The following is a 22,623-nucleotide window of genomic DNA, read 5'->3' as shown; positions in this document are numbered from 1 at the left end:
TGAATTGTAGAAAATAGACTTATTTATAATCTTTCCAAAGATACGATTTAAAGCCTTATAAAGTTTTTTAATATGTGAATAATGATACAGGCGTTAACAAAAAATGCCGTTACTGGTATAGAAACGGCATTTAATTAAAAAAGTTATTTACCGGAATTATAATAGTTCAAACTGTTTGGCCAACAATCGGTACGATTCAAGCCTGTCTTCAAAGTTTTCGGTAATGGTAACAGCCATGATCTCATCCACTTCATAGTCATTGGCAAGCCACATTAACTTCAGCTTCAGCTCGGCAGGCGAACCGGCAATTACACGGTAACGATTATAACGAATGCGTTCCTGTTCGGCAGGCGTATACTCCACATCTTTCACATCGTCATAGCTTAGCGGCACTATTGGCCCGCCTTTTTCAAACTGCAGAAAGCGATGGTCCATAACGGCCTGGTGTTGCTTTACTTTTTCTTCATCTTCCGAACAGAAGATAAACACCGCTACATTGGCCTCTGGCTGTTGCAGATCATCAGATGGCTGAAATCGCTCCTTGTACATTTTAACACTTTCAGGTCCGCCATTGGGGTTAATAAAATGTGCAAAGGAAAAACCCATACCGAAATGCGCTGCAAACAAGCCGCTTTGTCCGCTTGAGCTTAGCAACCACATGTTAGGCACGGTTTTAATCTGCGGGATAGCCCTGATACGCGCCTGTATGGTTCCCGGTTCGTAAGTATCATGAAAGTAATTCTGCAGATCGGCCAGTTGCTCAACAAAGTCCTGCTCCCTGAACTGGTTTGAAGGGTTAAGCGCGGCTGCGGTGATCCTGTCAGTACCCGGCGCGCGGCCCATTCCAAGGTCAATCCGGCCGGGGAACAGCGCCTCCAGCATCCTAAAATTTTCAGCAACTTTAAGGGTGCTGTGGTTTGGCATCATGATACCGCCCGACCCCATGCGCATGTTTTTAGTTTCGCCGGCCAAATGGGCTAATAATACTTCGGGCGTTGAGCCTGCTATAATACCCATATTATGATGTTCCGAAATCCAGAAGCGGGTGTAGCCAAGGGTATCGGTATATTTTGCCAGTTGTATAGTTTCCTGTATGGCCTGCTCGGCAGTAGCGCCTTTTCTTATTGGCGACTGGTCGAGCACGCTCAGTTTAATTTTGTTTGTGCTCATATCTATTGTGAACACAAAAATAAGCATCGGGTTGCAGGCGGGCTTTATGCCAGGGCTTTTATGGCATTGCAATTACTATTACTGCTGCATTAATTTTGACCCTGGTAATAAATAAGCCCCGCCTGGTGAGCGGGGCTAAACATAATTAACTATTTATAATTGATTTGAAAAAATCCGTATTGATTACGAGCATCCCATTGAGTTGCCGCAGTTTAAGCATTTATAACAGGTACCTGAACGAATCGTGGTATGCCCGCAAACGTTACAGCTTGGCGCATCACTTTGTACACCCATACTAACATCGAAAGATAAGCCTTTTCTTTGAGCATTAATAGAATTATCTGAAGATAGCGTAGATGGCTGGTACACATTGGTTTCATCGGCATTAAAATCCTCATCACCCATTTGCGGGTTTCCCAATATGCCATTTTTATCGGTTATGATGTGTACCAGGTCGGTGCGGTCCTGGTATTCATAGCCCAGCATCCTGAAAATATAATCGATAATGGAGGTTGCACTTTTAATATTGGTATGCCCTACCACCATTCCCGCCGGTTCAAAACGGGTGAAGGTAAATTTTTCTACGTATTCTTCCAGCGGTACACCATATTGCAGGCCGATAGAAACCGCGATGGCAAAACAGTTCATCAATGAGCGGAAGGTTGCACCTTCTTTATGCATATCTACAAAAATCTCGCCCAGGGTACCGTCCTCATATTCCCCGGTACGTACAAATACGGTTTGCCCGTCAATACTGGCCTTTTGCGTAAAGCCGCGGCGTTTGTACGGCAGGTGTTTCTTTTGCACTACACGCGAAAGCTGGCGCATAAAATTTGTATCCTTTGATTTCTCCATGATGGCCATGGCTGCTTCAATAACCTGCTCGGGTGTCAGATCGCTCAGTTTTACGTTAGCAGCTTCGCCTAATACTTCTTCAATTGTATCCAGCTTGTCATCAGCTTCTTCCTTAACATCTGATTTGGTTGAGAGCGGTTGGGATAGCTTACAGCCATCACGATAAAGTGCGTTGGCTTTCAGGCCCAGCTTCCACGAAAGCTCGTAGCAATCTTTGATCTCATCAACTTTGGCTTCGTTTGGCAGGTTGATGGTTTTTGAAATGGCACCCGAAAGAAACGGCTGCGCTGCTGCCATCATTTTGATGTGCCCATGGGCATGGATATAGCGCTGGCCTTTTGCGCCGCATTTGTTGGCGCAATCAAAAATAGGATAGTGATGTTGTTTCAGGTACGGCGCTCCCTCAATGGTCATAGTACCGCAGATATACTCATTAGCTTCTGCAATTTGTTTTTTGCTGAAACCAAGTGCGCGCAGCACATTAAAATCGGGCGCATTATACTGCTCGGCCGTGATGCCCAAACGTTTCAAACATTCTTCGCCCAGCGACCAGATATTGAAAGCAAAACTGATCTCAAAGGCAGATACCAGGCCTTTGTCCAGCTTTTCCAGTTCATCATCATTAAAACCTTTGGCTTTAAGCGTATCTATATTGATATGCGGAGCACCTTTTAGGGTCGCTGCACCTTTGGCATAATTAACAATGGCGGTAACCTCATGTTCCTGGTAACCTAAATTGCGCAAAGCCTCCGGTACGGCCTGGTTAATGATCTTGAAGTAACCGCCGCCCGATAGCTTCTTAAATTTCACCAGTGCAAAATCCGGCTCGATACCCGTAGTATCACAATCCATCACCAAACCGATAGTTCCCGTCGGAGCAATAACAGTGGTTTGGGCGTTGCGGTAGCCGTATTTTTCGCCCATTTCAACAGCCTTGTCCCAGGCATTGCAGGCAGCTGAAAGCAGGTAATCGGGGCAATGCTTTGGGTTAATACCCGGAGGGGTAATTTCCAGTCCCTCGTAGTTTTCGGTAGAGTTATACGCAGCATATCGATGGTTGCGCATCACCCGCATCATGTGCTCCTTATTATCATTGTAACGGCTGAAAGCACCCAACTCACGGGCCATTTCGGCTGAAGTTGCATAGGCAGTGCCGGTCATGATGGCGGTGATGGCGCCGCCAATAGCACGCGCTTCGTCACTATCATAAGGTATGCCGTTCACCATCAGGGCCGAACCCAGGTTGGCATAACCAAGGCCAAGCGTGCGGTAATCATAGGATAATTGTGCTACTTCTTTTGATGGGAATTGAGCCATCAATACGGAAATTTCCAGTACAATGGTCCACATGCGGCAGGCATGTTCAAAACCCTTTACATCAAATACACGTGTTTGCGGATTAAAGAAATGAGCAAGGTTGATGGATGCCAGGTTACAGGCTGTATTATCTAAAAACATATACTCCGAGCAGGGGTTAGATGCATTGATCCTGCCACCTTCGGGGCATGTATGCCACTCATTGATGGTGCTATCAAACTGAACACCCGGATCGGCACAGGCCCAGGCAGCAAAAGCGATATCGTCCCACAGTTTTTGCGAGGATATGGATTTAACGGCTTTGCCGCTCATCCGGCTGGTTAAATTCCAGGCCGAGCCGGTTTTAAGTGCTGTGAAAAAGCTGTTGGGAATGCGTACCGAGTTATTGGAGTTTTGACCCGATACCGTGCGGTAGGCCTCGCCTTCATAATCAGACGAATAACCTGCGGCTATCAGGGCTGCTACTTTCTTTTCTTCTTCCACTTTCCAGTTCACAAAACCCTCAATTTCGGGGTGATCCAGGTCAAGGCAAACCATTTTGGCTGCCCTACGGGTTGTCCCGCCCGATTTGATAGCTCCCGCTGCCCTGTCGCCTATTTTCAGGAATGACATCAGGCCCGATGAATAACCACCGCCCGATAGTTTTTCACTCTCGCCGCGGATCTTAGAAAAGTTTGTGCCTACGCCCGATCCGTATTTGAAAATACGGGCCTCACGAACCCAAAGGTCCATGATGCCGCCCTCGTTCACCAAATCGTCATCAACAGAAAGGATGAAGCAGGCGTGCGGCTGCGGGCGCTCATAAGCTGAGGTTGACTTGCTCAACTGTTCTGTTACCGGGTCGACATAATAGTGGCCCTGTGGTTTGCCGGTAATGCCGTATGAAGTATGCAAGCCGGTATTGAACCATTGCGGCGAGTTTGGAGCAGCCAGTTGCCCAATAATAGTATAAACTATTTCATCATAAAAAATCTCAGCATCTTTTGACGAAGCAAAATAACCATATCGCATGCCCCAATCCTTCCAGCAGTTGGCCATACGGTGGGCAACTTGTTTAATGCTTTTTTCAGATCCGGTTGAGCCGTCGGGTTGAGGTACGCCTGCCTTACGGAAATATTTTTGAGCCAGGATATCAGTAGCCACCTGCGACCAGCCCGCCGGTACCTCAACATCGTTCATTTCAAATACAGCATCGCCTGAGGGGTTGCGGATCACCGACGATCGCTTTTCATATTTAAACAGGTCGTAAACACTGGTACCTTCTTTGGTGAAATAGCGTTCGGCTTTGAGCCCCTTTTCCCCGCTTGCTGCGGGCGCCTTCCTGGTAATGTTTTTAGCCATAGCTTTTACAGATTATGATAAAATTAACTGAGTACGTGCAACGTTAAAAAGGTTCAGGGGTTTTAAATCAAATCTATTAGTATGCTGAACAGCATAATAGCCGGAGTTTTCCACATGCCTGGAATAACATGCATCCCTTGTTCTTATGCAAGAGAAATTAATTGATTTTTAAATACTTGCAGTGTTGATAATTAAGAATTCATGTGTTTTTTTTGAAAAAAGACATATAGTTTTAACAATGCTCAGTCACTGTGCTTTAGCCTGCCGGTGCCAGTCTTGTCAGGTTGCATGTGTGTAAGATTGACTCTTGCTTTCTAAAACAAAAAGCCTCCGGATTGCTCCGGAGGCTGGGTAAATTGTTATATTAAGATCAGTCAACAATTACATCTCTAAAAAATGGTCGAAAGTATCGCTGCGGATACCTAACCTTAGGGTTTCAAGCGGGATGATATCCGTTGGGGCGATATTACCCAGGCTTACATTTGCACCTATCAATTTAATGAACCAAACTTGCTGCGCTTTTTGAGGCGCTTCCCATATAATTGTCCCTTCGGGGATCTGGGTCAGGATCTCATCAATCAACCCCTGGCGTACCTCTCCCGAATCACGATAGATACCAACGTTACCGCTTTCACGAGCTTCGGCTATCACCTTCCATGAGCCGGCCTCAATTTCGGCATTCATCAATTTGATCCATTTATAAGGAGCAAAAATCTTTTGAACATCTTTTGAGCCCACTTCAGATATTACTGTAACTTGTTTGGCCAGCTCGCTGATATAGTTACATTTTACATCATGCTCAATAGTGATCGAACCATCGGATACTTCGCAATGTTCCAGTTGGTACTTATCCAATAAACGGCGGTAATCGTCAAACTGGTTACGTACAATAAAGGCCTCAAATAAGGTTCCCCCAAAATAAACAGGGATCCCCGCCTCCCGGTAGAGCTTTAGCTTTTGTTCAAGGTTAGGGGTTACATATGATGTAGCCCAACCCAGCTTTACAATGTCAGTATACGGCCCGCCAACTTCAATAAAATCTTCAACCTGGCGCAAGCTAAGGCCTTTGTCCATAACCATGGTAATGCCTTTATCGCGGGGTTTAGTTGTACGATCAGGAAGATGATTAATAGTGTAGTTCATTGTAAATATTTGTTATAGCCTATAACTAAAAGTTCTAACGAGGCAAAGGTCGCAACAAATATGCAGATGTGCAAATTTCAAATGTTAAATGATTTTAAAGCTCATGGTAAATTCATTGTTGGTAGTGAGTTGTTGATTGAGTTGATTAAGTGAGTGGGGTGATATGCCGTCATCTTGCGGCCGCGCGTTTATCTTAAAACACGAAAAGACACATATTCTATGCGTCTTTTCGTGTTTTACCTTATTTAAGAGATAGAACCATTCACCTAATCAACTCAATCAACCATTCTCCCTACTTAGTATACCTGTTGATAATATCCACAATCACTTTATTCTTTTGCAATTGCGGCAGGTAATCAAACAGGATGTAATGTTTTTCCGGATCGGCTGCTAAAGCATACTCCAAGTTGTTAAGGGCTTCATTGTATTCGCCTTTGGCAAACAGGTAGGCAACCATACGATAGTAAAGCTCGGCCGCTTCGGGATTATTTTTGATAGCCTGGGCTATAATTTCAATAGCTTCATTAAGCTTTTGCTGCTCGTAAAGTATCGACGAATAATCAAGCCAGGCGTCAATATCAAGCGGATTTAGCTCAACCACCTTTTCGTAAGCCTTTTCTGCTTCATCCAAATGCCCGAGCTTATATTCGGCATCGGCAATAGCAAACCAGTAATCGGCATTGGCGATGTCAAGGTCAAGCGCTTTTTTATAAAAGTGCAGGGCCTCAAAATAGCGCTCCTCAAAATCAAGGGTTACACCTATCCCAAACCAGGCATCGGCCAGCTTTGGATCCATTTTAACCGATTTTTTGTAGAAAGCCCGGGCGTCGTCCATTTGCTCCAGCTTTTCGTAGCATTCGCCAATGGCACAATACGTATCGGCATTAGGCTGTTCATACTCAAAAGTATGACGGTATACTTCTATAGCTTCTGCATATTTTTCAAGGTTAACCAGTGCGTTGCCTTTGTTAAAATAGGCCGAAGCAAAGCTGTCCTTAATTAATATAGCATAGTCATAAGCATCGATGGCTTTTTCAAACAGACTCAGCTTGGTATAAGCGTTGCCCAAGTTATACCAGGCCGCGTAGCTGTACGGTTCGTTATCGATATATTGCTGATAAAACTGTACGCTTTCCTGCTGGTTGTCCATTACGTCGTAGCAAAAAGCCAGCTCGTAAAGGGCATCCTGGTTTTCCATATTTTGCTTAAGGCAAAGCTTAAGATAGGTTATAGCAGTATCATAATCGCCCATGTTTTGATAAACGTAGGCTATGTGCAGCAGGATCTCGTCGGTCTCTTCGGCAAGGTCAAGCGCTTTTTCGTAATTTTCCAGCGCCTCGGAGTAACGCTCCAGGCTTTCGTACAGATTACCACGGATGATATAGATATCCGCGTCAGATGCTTCGAGCATAGCAGCTTGGTCCAAAGCGGCAAAAGCCTCCGGAACCTTGTTGCTTACCACAAGCAGTTGGGCCTGTTTAATCAGGAAAATTGCCGCAAAAGGGTGCTGGCTTCTCGCGTACTCTGCTACCTGTAATGCCCTGGCCGGATCATTTTTTTCGATGTAGTAGTCGATAATGTTCTCAAACGCCTGGGCATCAAAAAAGTACAAGTCCTGATTTCTGATCATTTCCTCGTACCGTTCTACCGAGAATTTTGGGTCTTCGGTAAAACCAAATTCAAATTCTTCTTCCATTCAATTTTGTTTGCAGAACATCCGCTTTAGGTTGACAAATTGCCTTGTAAAGACTTATTGAGTTCAAATTACAATAAGTAAGCATCCAAAATGCAATTTAGTTTTCAACATTCAAACATTCTTAACAACTGTTCAATACAAAGCATTGATAATTAATGACAATGGATACAACAGGCAAGCGATGAGTGATTCTGAAAAATTGCCCTAAAGATTTCTACCTTTGGCAAAAGTAACAATTATGGAGCCTAATATTTCAGATATCCTAAAACGTTTACATATAAACGATATTAATGACGCCTTTAGTACAGGCAGTACCTGGGGCAGCAGCAACGGTGCTGCAGTAAAAAATATAACATCGCCGGTCGATGGCAAAAAAATAGCATCAGTAAGGCTGGCAACCGAAGCAGATTATAACCAGACGATTGAGCAGGCAGCCAAAGCATTTAAAACCTGGCGTAAAACCCCGGCACCTAAACGGGGCGAAATAGTGCGCCAGATTGGTGAGGCTTTACGCGCAGCCAAGCATGACCTGGGCACCCTGGTATCCTACGAAATGGGCAAAAGCCTGCAGGAAGGCCTGGGCGAGGTGCAGGAAATGATAGATATTGCCGATTTTGCAGTTGGCTTAAGCCGCCAATTATATGGCTTAACCATGCACAGCGAAAGACCAGAGCACCGCATGTATGAGCAATACCACCCGCTGGGTATAGTTGGTATTATTTCGGCATTTAACTTTCCTGTTGCAGTTTGGAGCTGGAACTCCCTGCTGGCCTGGGTGTGCGGCGATGTATGCATCTGGAAACCATCCGAAAAAACGCCTTTAACAGCTATTGCCTGCCAGCATATAGCACAGGAGGTTTTTAAGAAGAATAACATTGAAGAAGGCGTTTCATGCCTGGTTATCGGCGACCGCAACATTGGTGAGCTCATGGCTGCTGATACGCGTGTTCCCTTAATTTCAGCCACAGGTTCAACCCGTATGGGTAAAGCGGTGAGCGCCGCGGTTGGTGCAAGGTTGGGCAAAAGCCTGCTGGAGCTTGGCGGTAACAATTCAATTATCATCAGCGAAAATGCCGATTTGGACATGTCGCTCATCGGCGCGGTGTTTGGTGCAGTGGGTACTGCCGGCCAGCGTTGTACCAGTACCCGCAGGCTTATTATTCACGAAAGCGTTTACGATGCCTTTAAACAAAAATTAGTTAGCGCCTACAAACAAATCAGGATTGGAAACCCATTGAATGAGCACAACCATATGGGGCCGTTGATTGACGCCGATGCTGTTGCCTTGTATCTTGAGTCGATTGAAAAATGCAAAGCCGAAGGCGGCAACTTTGTAGTTGAAGGCGGCAAGCTGGAAGGCGCAGGTTATGAATCTGGTTGCTATGTTAAACCGTGCATTGCCGAAGTTAAAAATCACTTTAAGATAGTGCAGCATGAAACCTTTGCCCCTATCCTTTACCTCATTAAATACAGCACTATTGAGGAGGCCATCGACCTGCAAAATGGTGTTCTGCAAGGACTGTCATCGGCTATTATGACCAATAATTTGCGCGAGGCAGAACAATTTCTATCCTACGCAGGTTCTGATTGCGGAATTGCCAATGTTAACATCGGTACATCGGGCGCCGAAATAGGCGGCGCTTTCGGTGGCGAAAAGGAAACCGGCGGCGGCAGGGAATCAGGTTCGGATGCATGGAAAGTTTATATGAGGCGACAAACCAATACTATAAACTATTCAAAAACGCTGCCTTTAGCCCAGGGGATAAAGTTTGATTTGTAGTTTCTGAACCAGGATTTGGAGGAGTTTTTAGGATTTATGGGATTGCTGTTCCTATTTTATAAGTAGGACACAAGAAAAAATCCTGTCCATCCCCATAATCCACCCAAATCCCGGTTCAGACAGTGTTAGGGATAGTAGCGGATACCGGCCACGAGCGTAAGGCCTGCAGGCGTATGAGCGGATAGCCCGGCCAGAGGAAACACCCTGAAAATAAAAATTAACCTAAATGAAAGCCGGCACGTAAAAAGCCTGGTAAGATTATATAGAAACTAAAACGATTCATTAGTCTTTAAATAAAGACATCATATTAAACACTGTTCATGTTCAAATTTTGCAAGTATTTAAGCGCAACCACTTTATCAGCAGCATTATTAGTTAATTTACCGGCATCGGCACAACAGGCCCCTGTTACCGATCCTGCCCCGCCAAAAGCCTGGCATCTGCTTGATTTAAAGGAGAGCGGCTTTTACGGCATCAGCTTAAAGCAGGCTTATATGTTTGTGCAAGGCAAAAAAGCAAGCCGGTTGTTGTTGCAACTATTGACAGTGGTGCCGATACCTCACAAACGGATCTTAAAACAGTGCTATGGATAAATAAAAAAGAAATTCCGGGAAACGGCATTGATGACGACCATAACGGCTACGTTGACGATATACACGGATGGAACTTTTTAGGCGGCCCCGGCGGCAAAGCCGACTTTACCGAAACCACAGAAGAGGTACGTGAATACAATAAATTAAAAGGTAAATATGCCTCGGTTACGGATTCGACTGCTACCAATAAAAAAGAATATGCTTACTGGCTGCGTGTTAAAACGGTTTATGATTCAACAGTAAACAAGGCCAATACCGAAATCGGCCAGCTTTCGCCGGTAATGAACGCGTTGATGGTTACCAGCGGGTATATTAAGCGCGGTCTGAACTTACCGGCAAACGGCACTTTTAGCCAGGCCGACCTTGTTAAGGTTAAAGCCACTAATGACACCCTAAGCCAAAGCAAATATGTTTGGGAATCAGTATTTTCGCAGGAGGGAGCCGGTTCCACCAACGCCAAAATCATTAAAGACCTAAGCGAATATCTTGCAAAGCTCAACAACGATGTATCGCCTGATCTTACTTCGCGTAAGCGCGTTGTGGGGGATGACCCTGATACAATGGATGGCAAACCATATGGCAATAACCTGGTAAAATTTGCCGATGCGGCACATGGCACCGGTGTGGCCGGGCTCATTGGCGCGGTGCGTAACAACAATTATGGTATCAACGGTGTGGCCGATAATGTAAAACTGATGATCATTAAGGCCATCCCTAATGGCGATGAATATGATAAAGACGTAGCCAATGCTATACGCTACGCGGTTGATAACGGCGCCAGGGTGGTTAACATGAGTTTCGGAAAAAAGATCTCGCCGCATAAGGAATGGGTAGATGCCGCTTTCAAATATGCTGCCTCAAAGAATGTTTTATTAGTGATGGCTGCCGGTAACGATAACCAGGACATGGATCTTCAGCCCGAATTTCCAAATGATACTTTCTTAGATGGCTCATCAAGCGATGCTGATAACGTGATCAGCGTTGGTGCGTCGGGGCCCAGAATGGGGCAAAACCTTGCCGGCGATTTTTCCAACTACGGCAAAAAAAGCGTGGATATATTTGCGCCGGGGGTAAAAGTTACCTCCATTACTACCGATGCTGAGGTTGATACAGAAGACGGCACCAGCTTTTCGTCGCCAATAACGGCAGGCATTGCGGCTTTGATATTAGAATACTATCCAAGCCTGAGTGCTAAGCAGGTAAAGGAAGCTATTTTAGGCTCGGCAACACCGCTAAGGGGCACCATGGTATTAAAACCCGGCAGCAAAACCGAAAAGGTTGATTTTACAACGCTATCCAAAACCGGGGGCATTGTAAATGCTTACAAAGCATTGCAACTGGCCTCAAAGATGAAAGGCGACAGCTTAGCAAATTGATTTTTAACAATGTTACAGCGATTTTTGCGCACATAAAAATCGCTGTAACATAACCTTTTACCTTTAACCAGGCGCCTTTCGCCTCTTCAAAGGGGCAAAATAAAAAAACACTTTCCAGTTATGGTATTTTTCTCTACATTTGCGGGCTAATTGTTGCTCATTGAAATCGCTTAAAAAATATTCGATTCCCTTTACGGGGCTTAAACTTGGGAAACACCAGTTTGAGTATGACATACAGGATGACTTTTTTGATGAGTTTGAATATTCGCTCGTAAAAAAGCAACCCTGCACTGCGAGGTTGAACTGGATAAGCAGGAAACTATGCTGATCCTGAATTTTAAGATAGACGGCACAATTGATACCACCTGCGACAGGTGTTTATCGCAACTGCCGCAGCAGGTTGATATTACTGAACAGCAAATAGCTAAGTTCAGCGATGAATTGATAGATGAAGACGAGGAGATCATTACCCTTGGCAAAAACGATCATGAGATTGATGTAGCCGGGCTGATTTATGAATACATTAACGTTGCAGTGCCGTTTACATCGGTTTGCGACAACGAGGGTGAAACCCCTTATTGTGATAAAGAAATGCTTGAAAAACTAAATAGCTTTTCGGCAAATGGTGAACAAAGTGAGCAAACAGACCCACGGTGGGATGCGCTCAGGAAAATGAATAAATAATTAATATTAGGATATTATGCCACATCCAAAGCGGAAATTTTCGAAATCAAGGAGAGATAAACGCAGAACGCATTACAAAGCGGAAGCTCCAACTTTAACTACCTGCCAAACTACAGGCGCTGTGCATTTGCCGCACAGGGCATATACTGTTGATGGTAATGTTTACTACAACGGTAAAGTTCTTATTGAGAAAGCAGCAGTAGCATAAGTTTAATTTTCTGAAAATGAAGATTGGCTTAGATATTATGGGCGGTGATTACGCTCCCAAAGCAGCTGTTTTAGGAGCTATCGAAGCGTATAAAACTTTATCTGCCGACCAGAAACTGGTGCTTATTGGCGATAAGGAAGTTACAGTAAGTATTCTTCAGGAAAATGGTGTAAGCCCTGATAACTTCGAGTTTGTACATACAACCGAAGTTATTGGTATGGGTGAGCACCCCACCAAAGCTATTGTTCAGAAGCCTGATTCGAGCATATCAGTTGGGTTCCAACTGTTAAAAAGCGGCGAAATTCAGGCCTTCTCATCGGCTGGCAATACCGGCGCCATGCTTGTTGGTGCCATGTTCAGCGTAAAAACTATTCCGGGTGTTGTACGCCCGGCAATGACTACTATTGTACCCAAACTTAAAGGCGGTTTGGGTATTTTGTTGGATGTAGGTGCCAATGCCGATTGTAAGCCAGATGTGCTTGTTCAGTTCGGTGTACTCGGCAGTTTATTTGCACAGGCAGTTTATGATATCAGCAACCCGCGTGTTGCTCTCATGAACATCGGCGAAGAAGAAGAAAAAGGTAATATCCTTAGCCAGGCCACCTACCCATTAATGAAAGCTACATCGTTGTTTAACTTTGTGGGTAATGTTGAAGGACGCGATCTTTTCAGTGAAAGCGCCGACGTTTATGTATGCGATGGTTTTACCGGCAATGTAATATTAAAGCTTGCCGAATCGTTCTATGTTATAACGCGGAAGAAACAGCTAAAGGACGAGTTTTTTGACAGGTTTAATTATGAACAATACGGTGGCAGCCCTATACTGGGTGTAAATGCCCCCGTTGTTGTTGGTCACGGCATCTCGAGCCCCGAGGCAATAAAAAACATGGTCCTTTTATCAAGGAATATGGTGGAGAGTAACCTCGTTGATAAAATAAAACAAGCATTCCAGTAATTTTATAAAGATGAGTAAAGTTCATGCCGCTATTACCGCAGTACATGGTTACGTTCCCGACTATGTATTAACCAACCAGGAACTGGAAACAATGGTTGATACAAATGACGAATGGATAACCAGCCGTACCGGTATCAAAGAGCGGCGCATATTAAAAGGCGAAGGCCTTGCTACATCTGATATGGCGGTCCCTGCCGTTACCGAGCTGCTCAGAAAACGCGGCATCGGTGCCGAGGAGATCGATCTTATCATCTTTTGTACTACTACCCCCGATATGATCTTCCCGGCTACAGCAAACCTTTTAGCGCATAAAATTGGTGCTAAAAACGCATGGGGATTTGATTTGCAGGCAGCCTGTTCAGGCTTCCTGTACGGTTTAACATCAGGCGCACAATTTATTGAAAGCGGTAAGCACAAAAAAGTATTGGTAGTAGGCGGCGATAAAATGTCGGCTATTGTTAATTATGAAGACCGTGCTACCTGTATTATTTTTGGCGATGGCTGCGGTGCTGTATTACTTGAGCCAAACGAAGAGGGTAACGGTATCATCGATTCTATTTTAAAGAGCGATGGTTCGGGTGCACAGTATTTAAACCTAAAAGCCGGCGGCTCATTGAAACCGGCAAGCCATGAAACGGTTGACGCTAAAGAACACTTCGCCTACCAGGAAGGCCAGGCCGTGTTTAAATTTGCAGTAACCAATATGGCCGATGTTGCGCACGAGGTAATGGAACGCAACCACCTAACCGGTGATGATATTGCCTGGCTGGTACCACACCAGGCCAACAAGCGTATTATCGATGCTACTGCAAACCGTACAGGTATAAGTTCAGATAAAGTGATCATTAACATCGAGCGCTATGGCAATACCACCAACGGCACCATCCCACTTTGCCTGTGGGAATGGGAAAGCAAGTTTAAAAAAGGGGATAACCTTATTTTAGCAGCCTTTGGCGGTGGCTTTACCTGGGGTTCAGTTTATTTAAAATGGGCTTATTGATGTACGGATTATAGATGTTCAAATTTCAGATGTGCAGATGTGCAAATTTTCTATTAAAAAGCATATTTGATATATCAAAAAATTAAAACATCCGTAAAAAGTGCATGTTATCTGCTTATGAACAACGCAACTAACGGGCTACTTATGGTATCCGCTCACTAATTAATCAACACATAACTTGCATATTTGCGCATTTGCATATCTGCACATTTGACTATAACTTAGATATAAACTTTGTCCAAAACCAATTAATCCTTCAACATGGATATTAAACAAATTCAGGACCTTATTCGCTTTGTTTCCAAATCGGGCGTGAACGAAGTATCAATCGAGCAAAAAGATTTTAAGATCACAATAAAAACCAACGAGGTGCAACCTACAGTGGTTCATGCCACTATTCCGGCAGTTACGCAACCTGTTACACAGGCATTACCAACTGCACCGGCTCCTGCGCCTGTTGAGCCTGCTGCTCCTGCTGCTCCGGATACGTCGAAATACATTACCGTAAAATCACCAATGATCGGTACTTTTTATCGTTCATCAAGCCCGGATAAACCCCTGTTTGTTAATGTTGGCGACGAGATTAAACCAGGTAGCGTAGTATGTATCATTGAGGCTATGAAACTGTTCAATGAAATTGAATCTGAAGTTTCAGGCCGTATAGTAAAAGTACTTGTTGATAACGCTTCACCAGTTGAGTACGATCAACCACTGTTTTTAGTAGAACCAGTTTAATTGATGCACATATGTGCAGATTACAGATGTGCAGATGATATTTAATTCGTTTGCACATTTATAATTTACATATTTGCCCTTCAATCATTCATTAATATTTTTCATCTGCATATTTGCACATCTGTAATTTGCACATTCAAGAAAAACAATGTTTAAAAAAATATTAATAGCTAACCGTGGCGAAATCGCCCTTCGTATTATCCGCACCTGTAAGGAAATGGGTATTAAAACGGTTGCTGTATATTCAACTGCAGATCGCGACAGCCTTCACGTTCGTTTTGCCGACGAAGCTGTTTGTATCGGTCCGCCGCCAAGCCGCGATTCTTATTTAAATATTCCTAATATCATTTCGGCTGCCGAACTAACCAATGCAGATGCGATCCATCCAGGTTACGGTTTCCTGTCTGAAAATGCTAAATTTTCGGCCATTTGCGCTGAGTATGGTATCAAATTTATCGGTGCTACTGCCGAGCAGATCAACCAGATGGGTGATAAAGCTTCGGCCAAAGATACCATGAAAAAAGCCGGTGTGCCTATTGTTCCCGGATCTGATGGTCTGCTTGCCGATGTAAAATCGGGTATTGCTATCGCCAATAAAATAGGTTACCCTGTTATATTAAAAGCAACTGCCGGCGGTGGTGGCCGCGGGATGCGCATTGTTTGGAAAGACGAAGAGTTTGAGAACGCCTGGGACTCGGCTCGTGCCGAATCAGGTGCAGCCTTTGGTAACGATGGCTTATACCTTGAAAAATATGTTCAGGACCCGCGCCACATCGAAATTCAGGTTGTGGGCGATCAGTTTGGCAAAGTATGCCATCTTTCTGAACGTGACTGCTCTATTCAGCGCCGTCACCAGAAACTGGTTGAGGAATCACCTTCCCCTTTCATGACCGAAAAACTCCGTAAAAAAATGGGTGAGGCAGCTATTAAAGGCGCCAAAGCTGTTAAATATGAAGGTGCCGGCACTGTAGAGTTTTTGGTTGATAAAGATCGCAACTTCTACTTTATGGAGATGAACACCCGCATCCAGGTAGAACACCCGGTTACCGAAGAGGTGATTAACTTCGACCTGATCAAAGAGCAAATTAAGGTAGCTGCAGGAATCCCTATTTCAGGTAAAAATTACGAGCCAACAATGCATGCCATTGAATGCCGTATCAATGCCGAAGATCCGTTTAACAGTTTCCGTCCGTCACCGGGTAAAATAACCAATTTCCACTCTCCCGGTGGCCATGGTGTACGTATTGATACACACGTGTATACAGGCTATGTTATCCCGCCAAACTACGATTCGATGATTGCAAAGGTAATTTGCGTGGCCCAAACCCGCGATGAAGCTTTAAGCACCATGGAGCGCGCATTGAGCGAATTTGTGATAGAAGGCGTGAAAACTACTATTCCATTCCATTTAAAATTATTGAAGGATCCTAACTTCCGCGCTGGTAACTTTACCACCAAGTTTATGGATACATTTGAATTATAAAAATAAATTCAAACTATCTTCATACTATAAAACGTATTTAGCACTATAGCGTTGATACAGCGGTATATATTACAATGAGCGAAAACAAGATCATCAAGGCCATAAAGGATAAAGGTAAAACGTTAGAGGCAGAAATGTCGTTCTTTGATCACCTCGAAGCCTTGAGATGGCACCTCGTAAGAGCTTCGGTAGCAATTGTAATATTTACCGCTGTTGTTTTTTACTACTACGACTGGATCTTTGATACCATTATCATGGGCCCCAGTAAATCAACCTTCTGGACTTACCGGATGCTTTGCAAAATTGGTGCAGCTTTGCACCGGGATGGTTTTTGCATTGACAAAGTAAATATTAAATTAATCAACACCGAAATGGCGGGGCAGTTTACCCTCCAAATTAACTCGGCATTAATTATTGGTATTACATTAGGCGTTCCTTACCTGATATGGGAGATATGGCGTTTTATTAAACCCGCATTGCATGACGCCGAGCGTAAAGCCGCAACCGGCTTTGTATTTTATGCCTGTGTGCTTTTCTTTTTAGGGATCACTTTTGGTTACTTTGTGATCACACCGATGTCTATTAATTTCCTGTCGAGTTATACAGTAAGTACGGTTATCCAAAACTTATTTGATATCGATTCTTATATCTCGTCAGTAGCTACCCTTACCCTCGCTACAGGCGTTGTTTTCCAATTGCCTATACTGGTTTATATATTGGCTAACCTGGGTATCATGACGCCTAAGTTCATGAAAGAAACCCGCCGTTATGCTATTGTGGTGATCCTGGTCATAGCCGCCGTGGTTACCCCAACTCCTGATATGCTCACCATGACAGTTGTTAGTATCCCGCTGTTTGTGTTGTATGAGGTTAGTATTGTTGTAGCAGGCCTTGTTGAAAAACGTAAGATCAAAAAGGAACTTGATTTCGAAAAAGGCGAATAGTAAAATCGCTTTATTTTACAGTTAACAAGTAGTTTTTATTGGACTGTATCGAAAAAGTGAGATCTGCATATTTTTGACTGTAATAATCCCCCTTTTCGGTAGATACACGCCGGTTGGTTTATAACAAATTATTTACCTTTAAAAAGCGATAAAACGTTATACTTTTGATAAATGAAGCAAGGATTAAAAATAGCTATCGGTTCGGACCACGCCGGGTATGATTACAAACAAATTTTAACAAAGGCACTGTCTTCTGTCGAAGTAAAAGATTTCGGCACCTATTCATCCGAATCGGTTGATTATCCCGATTTTGCCCACCCTGTAGCCAATGCCGTTGAAAGCGGTGAATGCGACCTGGGGATCCTGATTTGCGGCGCCGCCAATGGCGTTGCCATAACCGCCAACAAACACCAGGGCATTCGTGCTGCCATTTGCTGGAAAGAAGAAATAGCAGTACTGGCCCGTAGCCATAATAATGCCAACATAGTTTGCGTACCTGCCCGCTTTGTTACCCCCGAAGAAGCGAACGCTATAGTAACTACATTTTTAAATACTGAATTTGAAGGCGGCAGGCATGCTAACCGTGTGGAAAAGATAGCCTGCATGTAATTAGGTTAAAGGGAAAAGGCGAAAGGTTAAAGGTTTTTTTATCTCTTCGTTTGTTTTGCAAAAGGCAGCTGCCTTTTGCCTTTCACCTTTGCCCTTTAACCTCAAAAAAAGAACTATTAACTAAAAGAATGAATAAATTACCACTATTGCTCATCGCGCTGGCTTCGGCAACGACAGCCTGTGCCCAGCAGAATGCCACGGCAATGAAATATGCCGGGCTCATAACTGCTGAAGATGCGAAAAAGCACCTGAGCATCCTGGCTTCGGATGCCTTTGAAGGCCGCGAAACGGGCAAACCAGGCGCTGAAAAGGCCGCTAACTATATAGCCGCCGAATTTAAAAAATTAGGCCTGCAGGCACCCGTTAACGGCTCATACTTTTTTGACGTGCCACTTACCGAAAATGCTTTAAAAGTAACAGCATTTACTGTTAATGGTAAATCGTTTGAGTATGGTACCGATTTTTATTTAGGAGGAGCATTCCCGGATAAAAGCACATCTGTAAGTGATATCGTTTTTGTTGGCTACGGTACCGATGCCGAAATAGGCAGCACTGATCTGGCGGGTAAAATTATACTTTGGATCAACGAAGATAAACCCGAAGCAGGCACAACACCAAACACCAGCTACCGCATGAGCAATGCGCGTATGAAGGTTGTAAAAAACTTACAAAGCAAAAATCCGGCTATTATATTAGCTGCTAACCCTGGTATTGCCGCCGCACTGGCCCGTTTTGGAAAAAGCGTAACAAGTCCGCGGTTAACCATTAAAGACGAAGCAGGCAAACCGGCAAACACCAATGCCCCTGTATTTAACATCACTGCAGCGTTGGCTGACGAACTGATAAAACCAACCGGCAAAACTTATGCTGATCTTAAATCTGCTTCGGCAGCATCTACTACTCCTGCAACAGACATTAAAAACAACGTGGTTATAAACTACGCAACTACTAAAAAAGATGTAAAAGCGGTTGATGTGTTAGGCTATATGCAGGGTACCGACCTGAAAGATGAAGTGTTGGTCTTTTCGGCACATTATGACCACATCGGTTTAAACCCCGACGAAAAGGCTAAAGATAAAGTGAACAACGGTGCCGATGATGATGGATCAGGTACTACCGGCGTTCTGGAAATTGCTCGCGCGTTCGCTAAAGCTAAAAAAGATGGGCACGGGCCACGCCGCAGCATCCTGTTTTTAGGTAACATTGGCGAAGAGAAAGGTTTATTAGGGTCTGAGTATTATTCAGATCATCCTGTATTCCCACTGGCTAATACCATTACCGATTTAAACATTGATATGATTGGCCGCGTTGGTGAAGAATATATCGGCAAACCCGATTCTGCAAATTATGTCTACCCCATCGGGTCGGCCATGCTAAGCAAAGAACTGCATGAAATTGGCGAGAATGCCAATAACACTTATACCAAGTTAAAGCTTGATTACAAGTATGACGATCCAAATGATCCAAACAGGTTTTACTACCGCAGCGATCATTACAATTTTGCAAAACATGGCGTACCAATCATCTTCTACTTCAACGGTGTACACGCTGATTACCACCAGCCGGGTGATGAAGTAAGCAAAATCAATTTCCCGCTACTCGCCAAACGCGCTCAACTGGTATTTTACACAGGATGGGAGCTTGCTAACCGCGATAAACGCCCTGTAGTGGATGAAGCTGCTGCCCGAGGGAAATAGTGAGTGGTTGATGGGGAGAGTGGTTCTCTCATCAAAATAAAACACAAAAGGCGCACAATATGCGCCTTTTGTGTTTTATAAATAACTCCCGTGGGTTTAGCGCAGCGTAACCCGTGGGTTGTATCGGTTAAGTTTTCAACTTAACCACTGAAGCTGAAAGCTTCAATTATTTAGAACCACGGGTTACGCTGCGCTAAACCTACGGCAATGAGAAGCTTTTAAAACCTTCTAACATGTTATCTGTTCAAAAACAACCACCCATATAATCAACTTAATCAACCACTCACCCAAAAAATAAAACAAAAATCCTACTTTCGCATATATGGGAGCAACCGCTGAAGAATTTTTGGTAAAATCGGAGGAGAAGGCTTTTGATGCCGATCACCGTCGCATCATCAACTTCAATATTGACCGGTACAATACAGCGGTATCGCGGGGCCTTTCGCGCATTATCAATTTAGATAATGCCAAAAAGAAAGGTCATGTGCTTAAATGGAAGGTGATGGAAAACCTGGATAAGTTCCTACCCGAATTTGAGGCCAATTTTCAGAAACGAGGCGGCAAGGTGATCTGGGCAAATGACGTTGAGGAGGCCCAGCGCGAAATCCTGAACATCATCAAAAAAGCCAACGCCAAAACTGTGGTGAAATCCAAATCGATGGTTACGGAAGAAATTCACCTGAACGAGTTTTTAGAGAGCAATCAAATAGAATCGCTTGAAACCGACCTGGGTGAATATATAGTGCAGCTGCTGGGCCAAAAGCCATATCATATTGTTACCCCGGCTATGCACCTCAGCAAGGAGGATATCGCGAAACTTTTCCACGAAAAATTTGGCACCCCCATTGATGCCACGCCCGAACAAATTACCCTGAAAGCCCGTGAGTTGCTTCGTGAAAAATATGTACAGGCCGATGTAGGTATTACCGGTGCCAATTTCTTATTAGCAGATACCGGCAGCATCGCCATCAGCGAAAATGAAGGCAACGCGCGCCTTTGTACTACATTCCCTAAAATCCATATTGCCATTGTGGGGATCGAGAAGATCATCCCTTCCATTACCGATCTGGACTTGTTTTGGCCAATGCTATCTACTCATGGTACCGGCCAAAATCTTACGGTTTACAATACTATATTAAGTGGTCCGCGCCGGCCGGATGAAACCGACGGACCTGAGGAAATGTACGTAGTACTGCTGGATAATGGCCGCACCAACCTGCTGGCAAAAAAGACCAGCGCCAGGGCCTTTACTGCATCCGTTGCGGGGCTTGCCTTAACGGTTGCCCCATTTATAAAAACATTGGAGGCCACACTTATGCCACCACTTACAGTGGCCCGATAGGCTCTATTATTACCCCGCATACTCAGGGGATGGAAAATTTTAAACACCTGAGCTATGCTTCAAGCCTGTGTGGTAAATGTACCGAGGTTTGCCCGGTTAAGATCGACATCCATAAAATGTTGCTCCTTAACCGCCGCGATGCGGTTAACGAAAACCTGGTTACCAATAAAGAACGCTGGGGCTGGGCTATCTGGAAAAAGGGAATGCTTAAACGCAAACTTACCGATTTTTTTGGCGGCGGCATGAAAAACTTCCTGCTTAAAACCTTCTTTAAACGTACCTGGGGCCATTTACGCGAGATGCCTCGGGTAGCTGATAAGTCATTTAGCAAGCAATGGCAGGAAATGAACAACACACCCGAAGAATAATGCTATGCGTAAAATAATTTTAAACGTAGCTGTTAGTCTCGACAGCTATATTGAGGGCCCTAATGGTGAGTACGACTGGTGCTTTGACGACCAGGATTATGGCCTTACCGACTTTTTTAAAGCCTGTGATGCCATCTTCATCGGGCGCAAAAGTTATGAGCTGATCATGCGTACCGATCCAAAAATGTTTGCCGCCATGAAAATTTATGTGTTTTCGGATACACTTCATGATCCCCAAGCTGATAATGTTGAAATAATAAGGCCTGCTGATTTTAAAAACAGGGTCGAAGAAATCAGGAGCCAGGAAGGACGCGATATCTGGTTGTTTGGCGGGGCAGAACTTGTTGAAGCGTTTATCAAAAAAATCTAATCTCCGAATTATTACTATCAGTACACCCGGTAATTTTAGGTAGTGGAAAACCACTTTTTACAAATATAAAAGAACGCATTAACCTGGTATTGCTTGATGCCGAGCAATTTTCAAGCGGACTTATTCAACTCAGGTATATCATCAAACCGTAGTTCAAATCTGTAATTACTTGAAAGCTAAAGTTAAAGGCCTATATGCCTGCTCTGCGCTTAGTTGCCCTATCCTACTTCAATAACCACAAAATCCTTTTGCATCCGTTTCACCTGCTCGGCCATGCGTTTAATAAACAGGTAATTTGCCGTACCGCCAATAACCGCGCCTACAACCGGAACCAGGCGTTCGGCAGTGCGGGTGCCTAATATCATCAGCATCCTTTCGGCAATGCCTTCCATCATGGATCTGGTGATAGCCACGCCGGCTTCCACCCTTACGGATGTTGCTACTAACGACATAAAATCGTCGAAACCATTATCATACGTGCCCCGATAATAATACATAATGCCCATAATAGCCCTAAACTGCTGGGTGATCAAATTGATGAAATCAAATGGGATCCCCGCTACGAGGGTAAACATCCCCCCGCTGCCTGCCATAGCCCCCGAACCTGCTGCAAGACAAGCGCACTGGTTAATAAAACCTTCGAGGCCGAGTTTATCAACGCCGTTTTTTATTTTAAGCTGATCGATACCTTCAAATATTTTCCTAAACCCCATATGGGCAAGGCTTTCGGTATGTAAACGGATATCATTACCTATTTTATTGAATTTGATGAGTTTCATTGTTTATAAATTATTGGCAGTTATTACGCCGCTGTACTATTAACAACAGATCCATCTGCGTGTTTGTAAATTTGGTGGAAACAGAACAAATAAGTTTTATGGGATAGCTAAGCCATATTTTTCATCCTGATCGGGATCGCTCATATAGAGGCAGGCTTTTTCAGGTGGAATGATTTTC

Annotated in this window: 18 protein-coding genes and 1 pseudogene; 14 read left to right on the top strand and 5 right to left on the bottom strand. The window is 44.2% G+C overall.

Annotation, left to right across the window (positions count from 1 at the left end; all coding sequences use genetic code 11):
- Positions 1–156: 156 nt before the first annotated feature.
- The 4 genes from ACRQ5D_RS11165 to ACRQ5D_RS11150 all read right to left on the bottom strand — a co-directional run bounded on the left by ACRQ5D_RS11165 (position 157) and on the right by ACRQ5D_RS11150 (position 7,522).
- Positions 157–1,170 (bottom strand): LLM class flavin-dependent oxidoreductase, encoded by a 1,014-nt coding sequence (locus ACRQ5D_RS11165; protein ID WP_091172979.1) that lies wholly within the window; start codon positions 1,168–1,170, stop codon positions 157–159.
- A 183-nt stretch (positions 1,171–1,353) separates the two neighbouring features.
- On the bottom strand, positions 1,354–4,683 hold the full coding sequence (locus ACRQ5D_RS11160) for a vitamin B12-dependent ribonucleotide reductase (RefSeq protein WP_091172983.1): 3,330 nt from the start codon (positions 4,681–4,683) through the stop codon (positions 1,354–1,356).
- A gap of 381 nt (positions 4,684–5,064) precedes the next feature.
- Positions 5,065–5,826, bottom strand: a complete 762-nt coding sequence (locus ACRQ5D_RS11155) for a phosphosulfolactate synthase (protein ID WP_090534791.1) — start codon at positions 5,824–5,826, stop codon at positions 5,065–5,067.
- A 292-nt stretch (positions 5,827–6,118) separates the two neighbouring features.
- Positions 6,119–7,522, bottom strand: a complete 1,404-nt coding sequence (locus ACRQ5D_RS11150; protein ID WP_091172989.1) for a tetratricopeptide repeat protein — start codon at positions 7,520–7,522, stop codon at positions 6,119–6,121.
- Between the two features lie 238 nt (positions 7,523–7,760).
- On the opposite strand from ACRQ5D_RS11150, the gene amaB reads away from it, so the two are divergent.
- The 14 genes and pseudogenes from amaB to ACRQ5D_RS11080 all read left to right on the top strand — a co-directional run bounded on the left by amaB (position 7,761) and on the right by ACRQ5D_RS11080 (position 21,666).
- Complete coding sequence (gene amaB / locus ACRQ5D_RS11145; RefSeq protein ID WP_091172993.1) at positions 7,761–9,302, top strand: L-piperidine-6-carboxylate dehydrogenase; 1,542 nt, start codon at positions 7,761–7,763, stop codon at positions 9,300–9,302.
- Between the two features lie 320 nt (positions 9,303–9,622).
- The gene (locus ACRQ5D_RS11140) at positions 9,623–9,895 is read left to right on the top strand and encodes a hypothetical protein (protein ID WP_431199549.1); all 273 of its coding nucleotides are present in this window, start codon (positions 9,623–9,625) and stop codon (positions 9,893–9,895) included.
- Positions 9,841–11,271, top strand: a complete 1,431-nt coding sequence (locus ACRQ5D_RS11135; protein WP_431200766.1) for a S8 family serine peptidase — start codon at positions 9,841–9,843, stop codon at positions 11,269–11,271. The genes ACRQ5D_RS11140 and ACRQ5D_RS11135 overlap by 55 nt, the downstream gene beginning before the upstream one ends.
- Positions 11,272–11,592: 321 nt before the next feature.
- Positions 11,593–11,955, top strand: coding sequence for a YceD family protein (locus tag ACRQ5D_RS11130; RefSeq protein ID WP_432328966.1), 363 nt, complete (start codon positions 11,593–11,595; stop codon positions 11,953–11,955).
- A gap of 16 nt (positions 11,956–11,971) precedes the next feature.
- Positions 11,972–12,163 (top strand): 50S ribosomal protein L32, encoded by a 192-nt coding sequence (rpmF, locus tag ACRQ5D_RS11125; protein WP_090534782.1) that lies wholly within the window; start codon positions 11,972–11,974, stop codon positions 12,161–12,163.
- Between the two features lie 16 nt (positions 12,164–12,179).
- The gene (gene plsX, locus ACRQ5D_RS11120; protein WP_090534780.1) at positions 12,180–13,118 is read left to right on the top strand and encodes a phosphate acyltransferase PlsX; all 939 of its coding nucleotides are present in this window, start codon (positions 12,180–12,182) and stop codon (positions 13,116–13,118) included.
- Positions 13,119–13,128: 10 nt separating this feature from the next.
- Complete coding sequence (locus tag ACRQ5D_RS11115) at positions 13,129–14,118, top strand: beta-ketoacyl-ACP synthase III (protein ID WP_091173008.1); 990 nt, start codon at positions 13,129–13,131, stop codon at positions 14,116–14,118.
- Between the two features lie 261 nt (positions 14,119–14,379).
- Positions 14,380–14,853, top strand: coding sequence for an acetyl-CoA carboxylase biotin carboxyl carrier protein (gene accB, locus ACRQ5D_RS11110; RefSeq protein ID WP_091173011.1), 474 nt, complete (start codon positions 14,380–14,382; stop codon positions 14,851–14,853).
- 148 nt (positions 14,854–15,001) lie between these two features.
- Positions 15,002–16,336, top strand: a complete 1,335-nt coding sequence (gene accC / locus ACRQ5D_RS11105; protein ID WP_091173015.1) for an acetyl-CoA carboxylase biotin carboxylase subunit — start codon at positions 15,002–15,004, stop codon at positions 16,334–16,336.
- A 74-nt stretch (positions 16,337–16,410) separates the two neighbouring features.
- Entirely contained in the window at positions 16,411–17,280 is an 870-nt protein-coding gene (gene tatC, locus ACRQ5D_RS11100) for a twin-arginine translocase subunit TatC (RefSeq protein ID WP_091173019.1), read from the top strand.
- 171 nt (positions 17,281–17,451) lie between these two features.
- Positions 17,452–17,889, top strand: coding sequence for a ribose 5-phosphate isomerase B (rpiB, locus tag ACRQ5D_RS11095; RefSeq protein WP_091173023.1), 438 nt, complete (start codon positions 17,452–17,454; stop codon positions 17,887–17,889).
- 128 nt (positions 17,890–18,017) lie between these two features.
- The gene (locus tag ACRQ5D_RS11090; protein ID WP_091173027.1) at positions 18,018–19,586 is read left to right on the top strand and encodes a M28 family peptidase; all 1,569 of its coding nucleotides are present in this window, start codon (positions 18,018–18,020) and stop codon (positions 19,584–19,586) included.
- A 322-nt stretch (positions 19,587–19,908) separates the two neighbouring features.
- Positions 19,909–21,296: pseudogene (locus ACRQ5D_RS11085) on the top strand (LutB/LldF family L-lactate oxidation iron-sulfur protein).
- 4 nt (positions 21,297–21,300) lie between these two features.
- On the top strand, positions 21,301–21,666 hold the full coding sequence (locus tag ACRQ5D_RS11080) for a dihydrofolate reductase family protein (protein WP_431199546.1): 366 nt from the start codon (positions 21,301–21,303) through the stop codon (positions 21,664–21,666).
- 218 nt (positions 21,667–21,884) lie between these two features.
- Here ACRQ5D_RS11080 and ACRQ5D_RS11075 read toward each other — a convergent pair whose 3' ends face one another.
- Complete coding sequence (locus ACRQ5D_RS11075) at positions 21,885–22,445, bottom strand: hypothetical protein (protein ID WP_091173036.1); 561 nt, start codon at positions 22,443–22,445, stop codon at positions 21,885–21,887.
- Between the last annotated feature and the right edge of the window lie 178 nt (positions 22,446–22,623).

Origin of the sequence: Mucilaginibacter sp. P25 (genome assembly GCF_050859465.1) — a bacterium.
In the GTDB taxonomy this organism is placed as follows: Bacteria; Bacteroidota; Bacteroidia; order Sphingobacteriales; family Sphingobacteriaceae; genus Mucilaginibacter; species Mucilaginibacter gossypii.
Note: the sequence above shows the minus strand (reverse complement) of the source record. Positions and strands in the feature narration are given on the sequence as shown.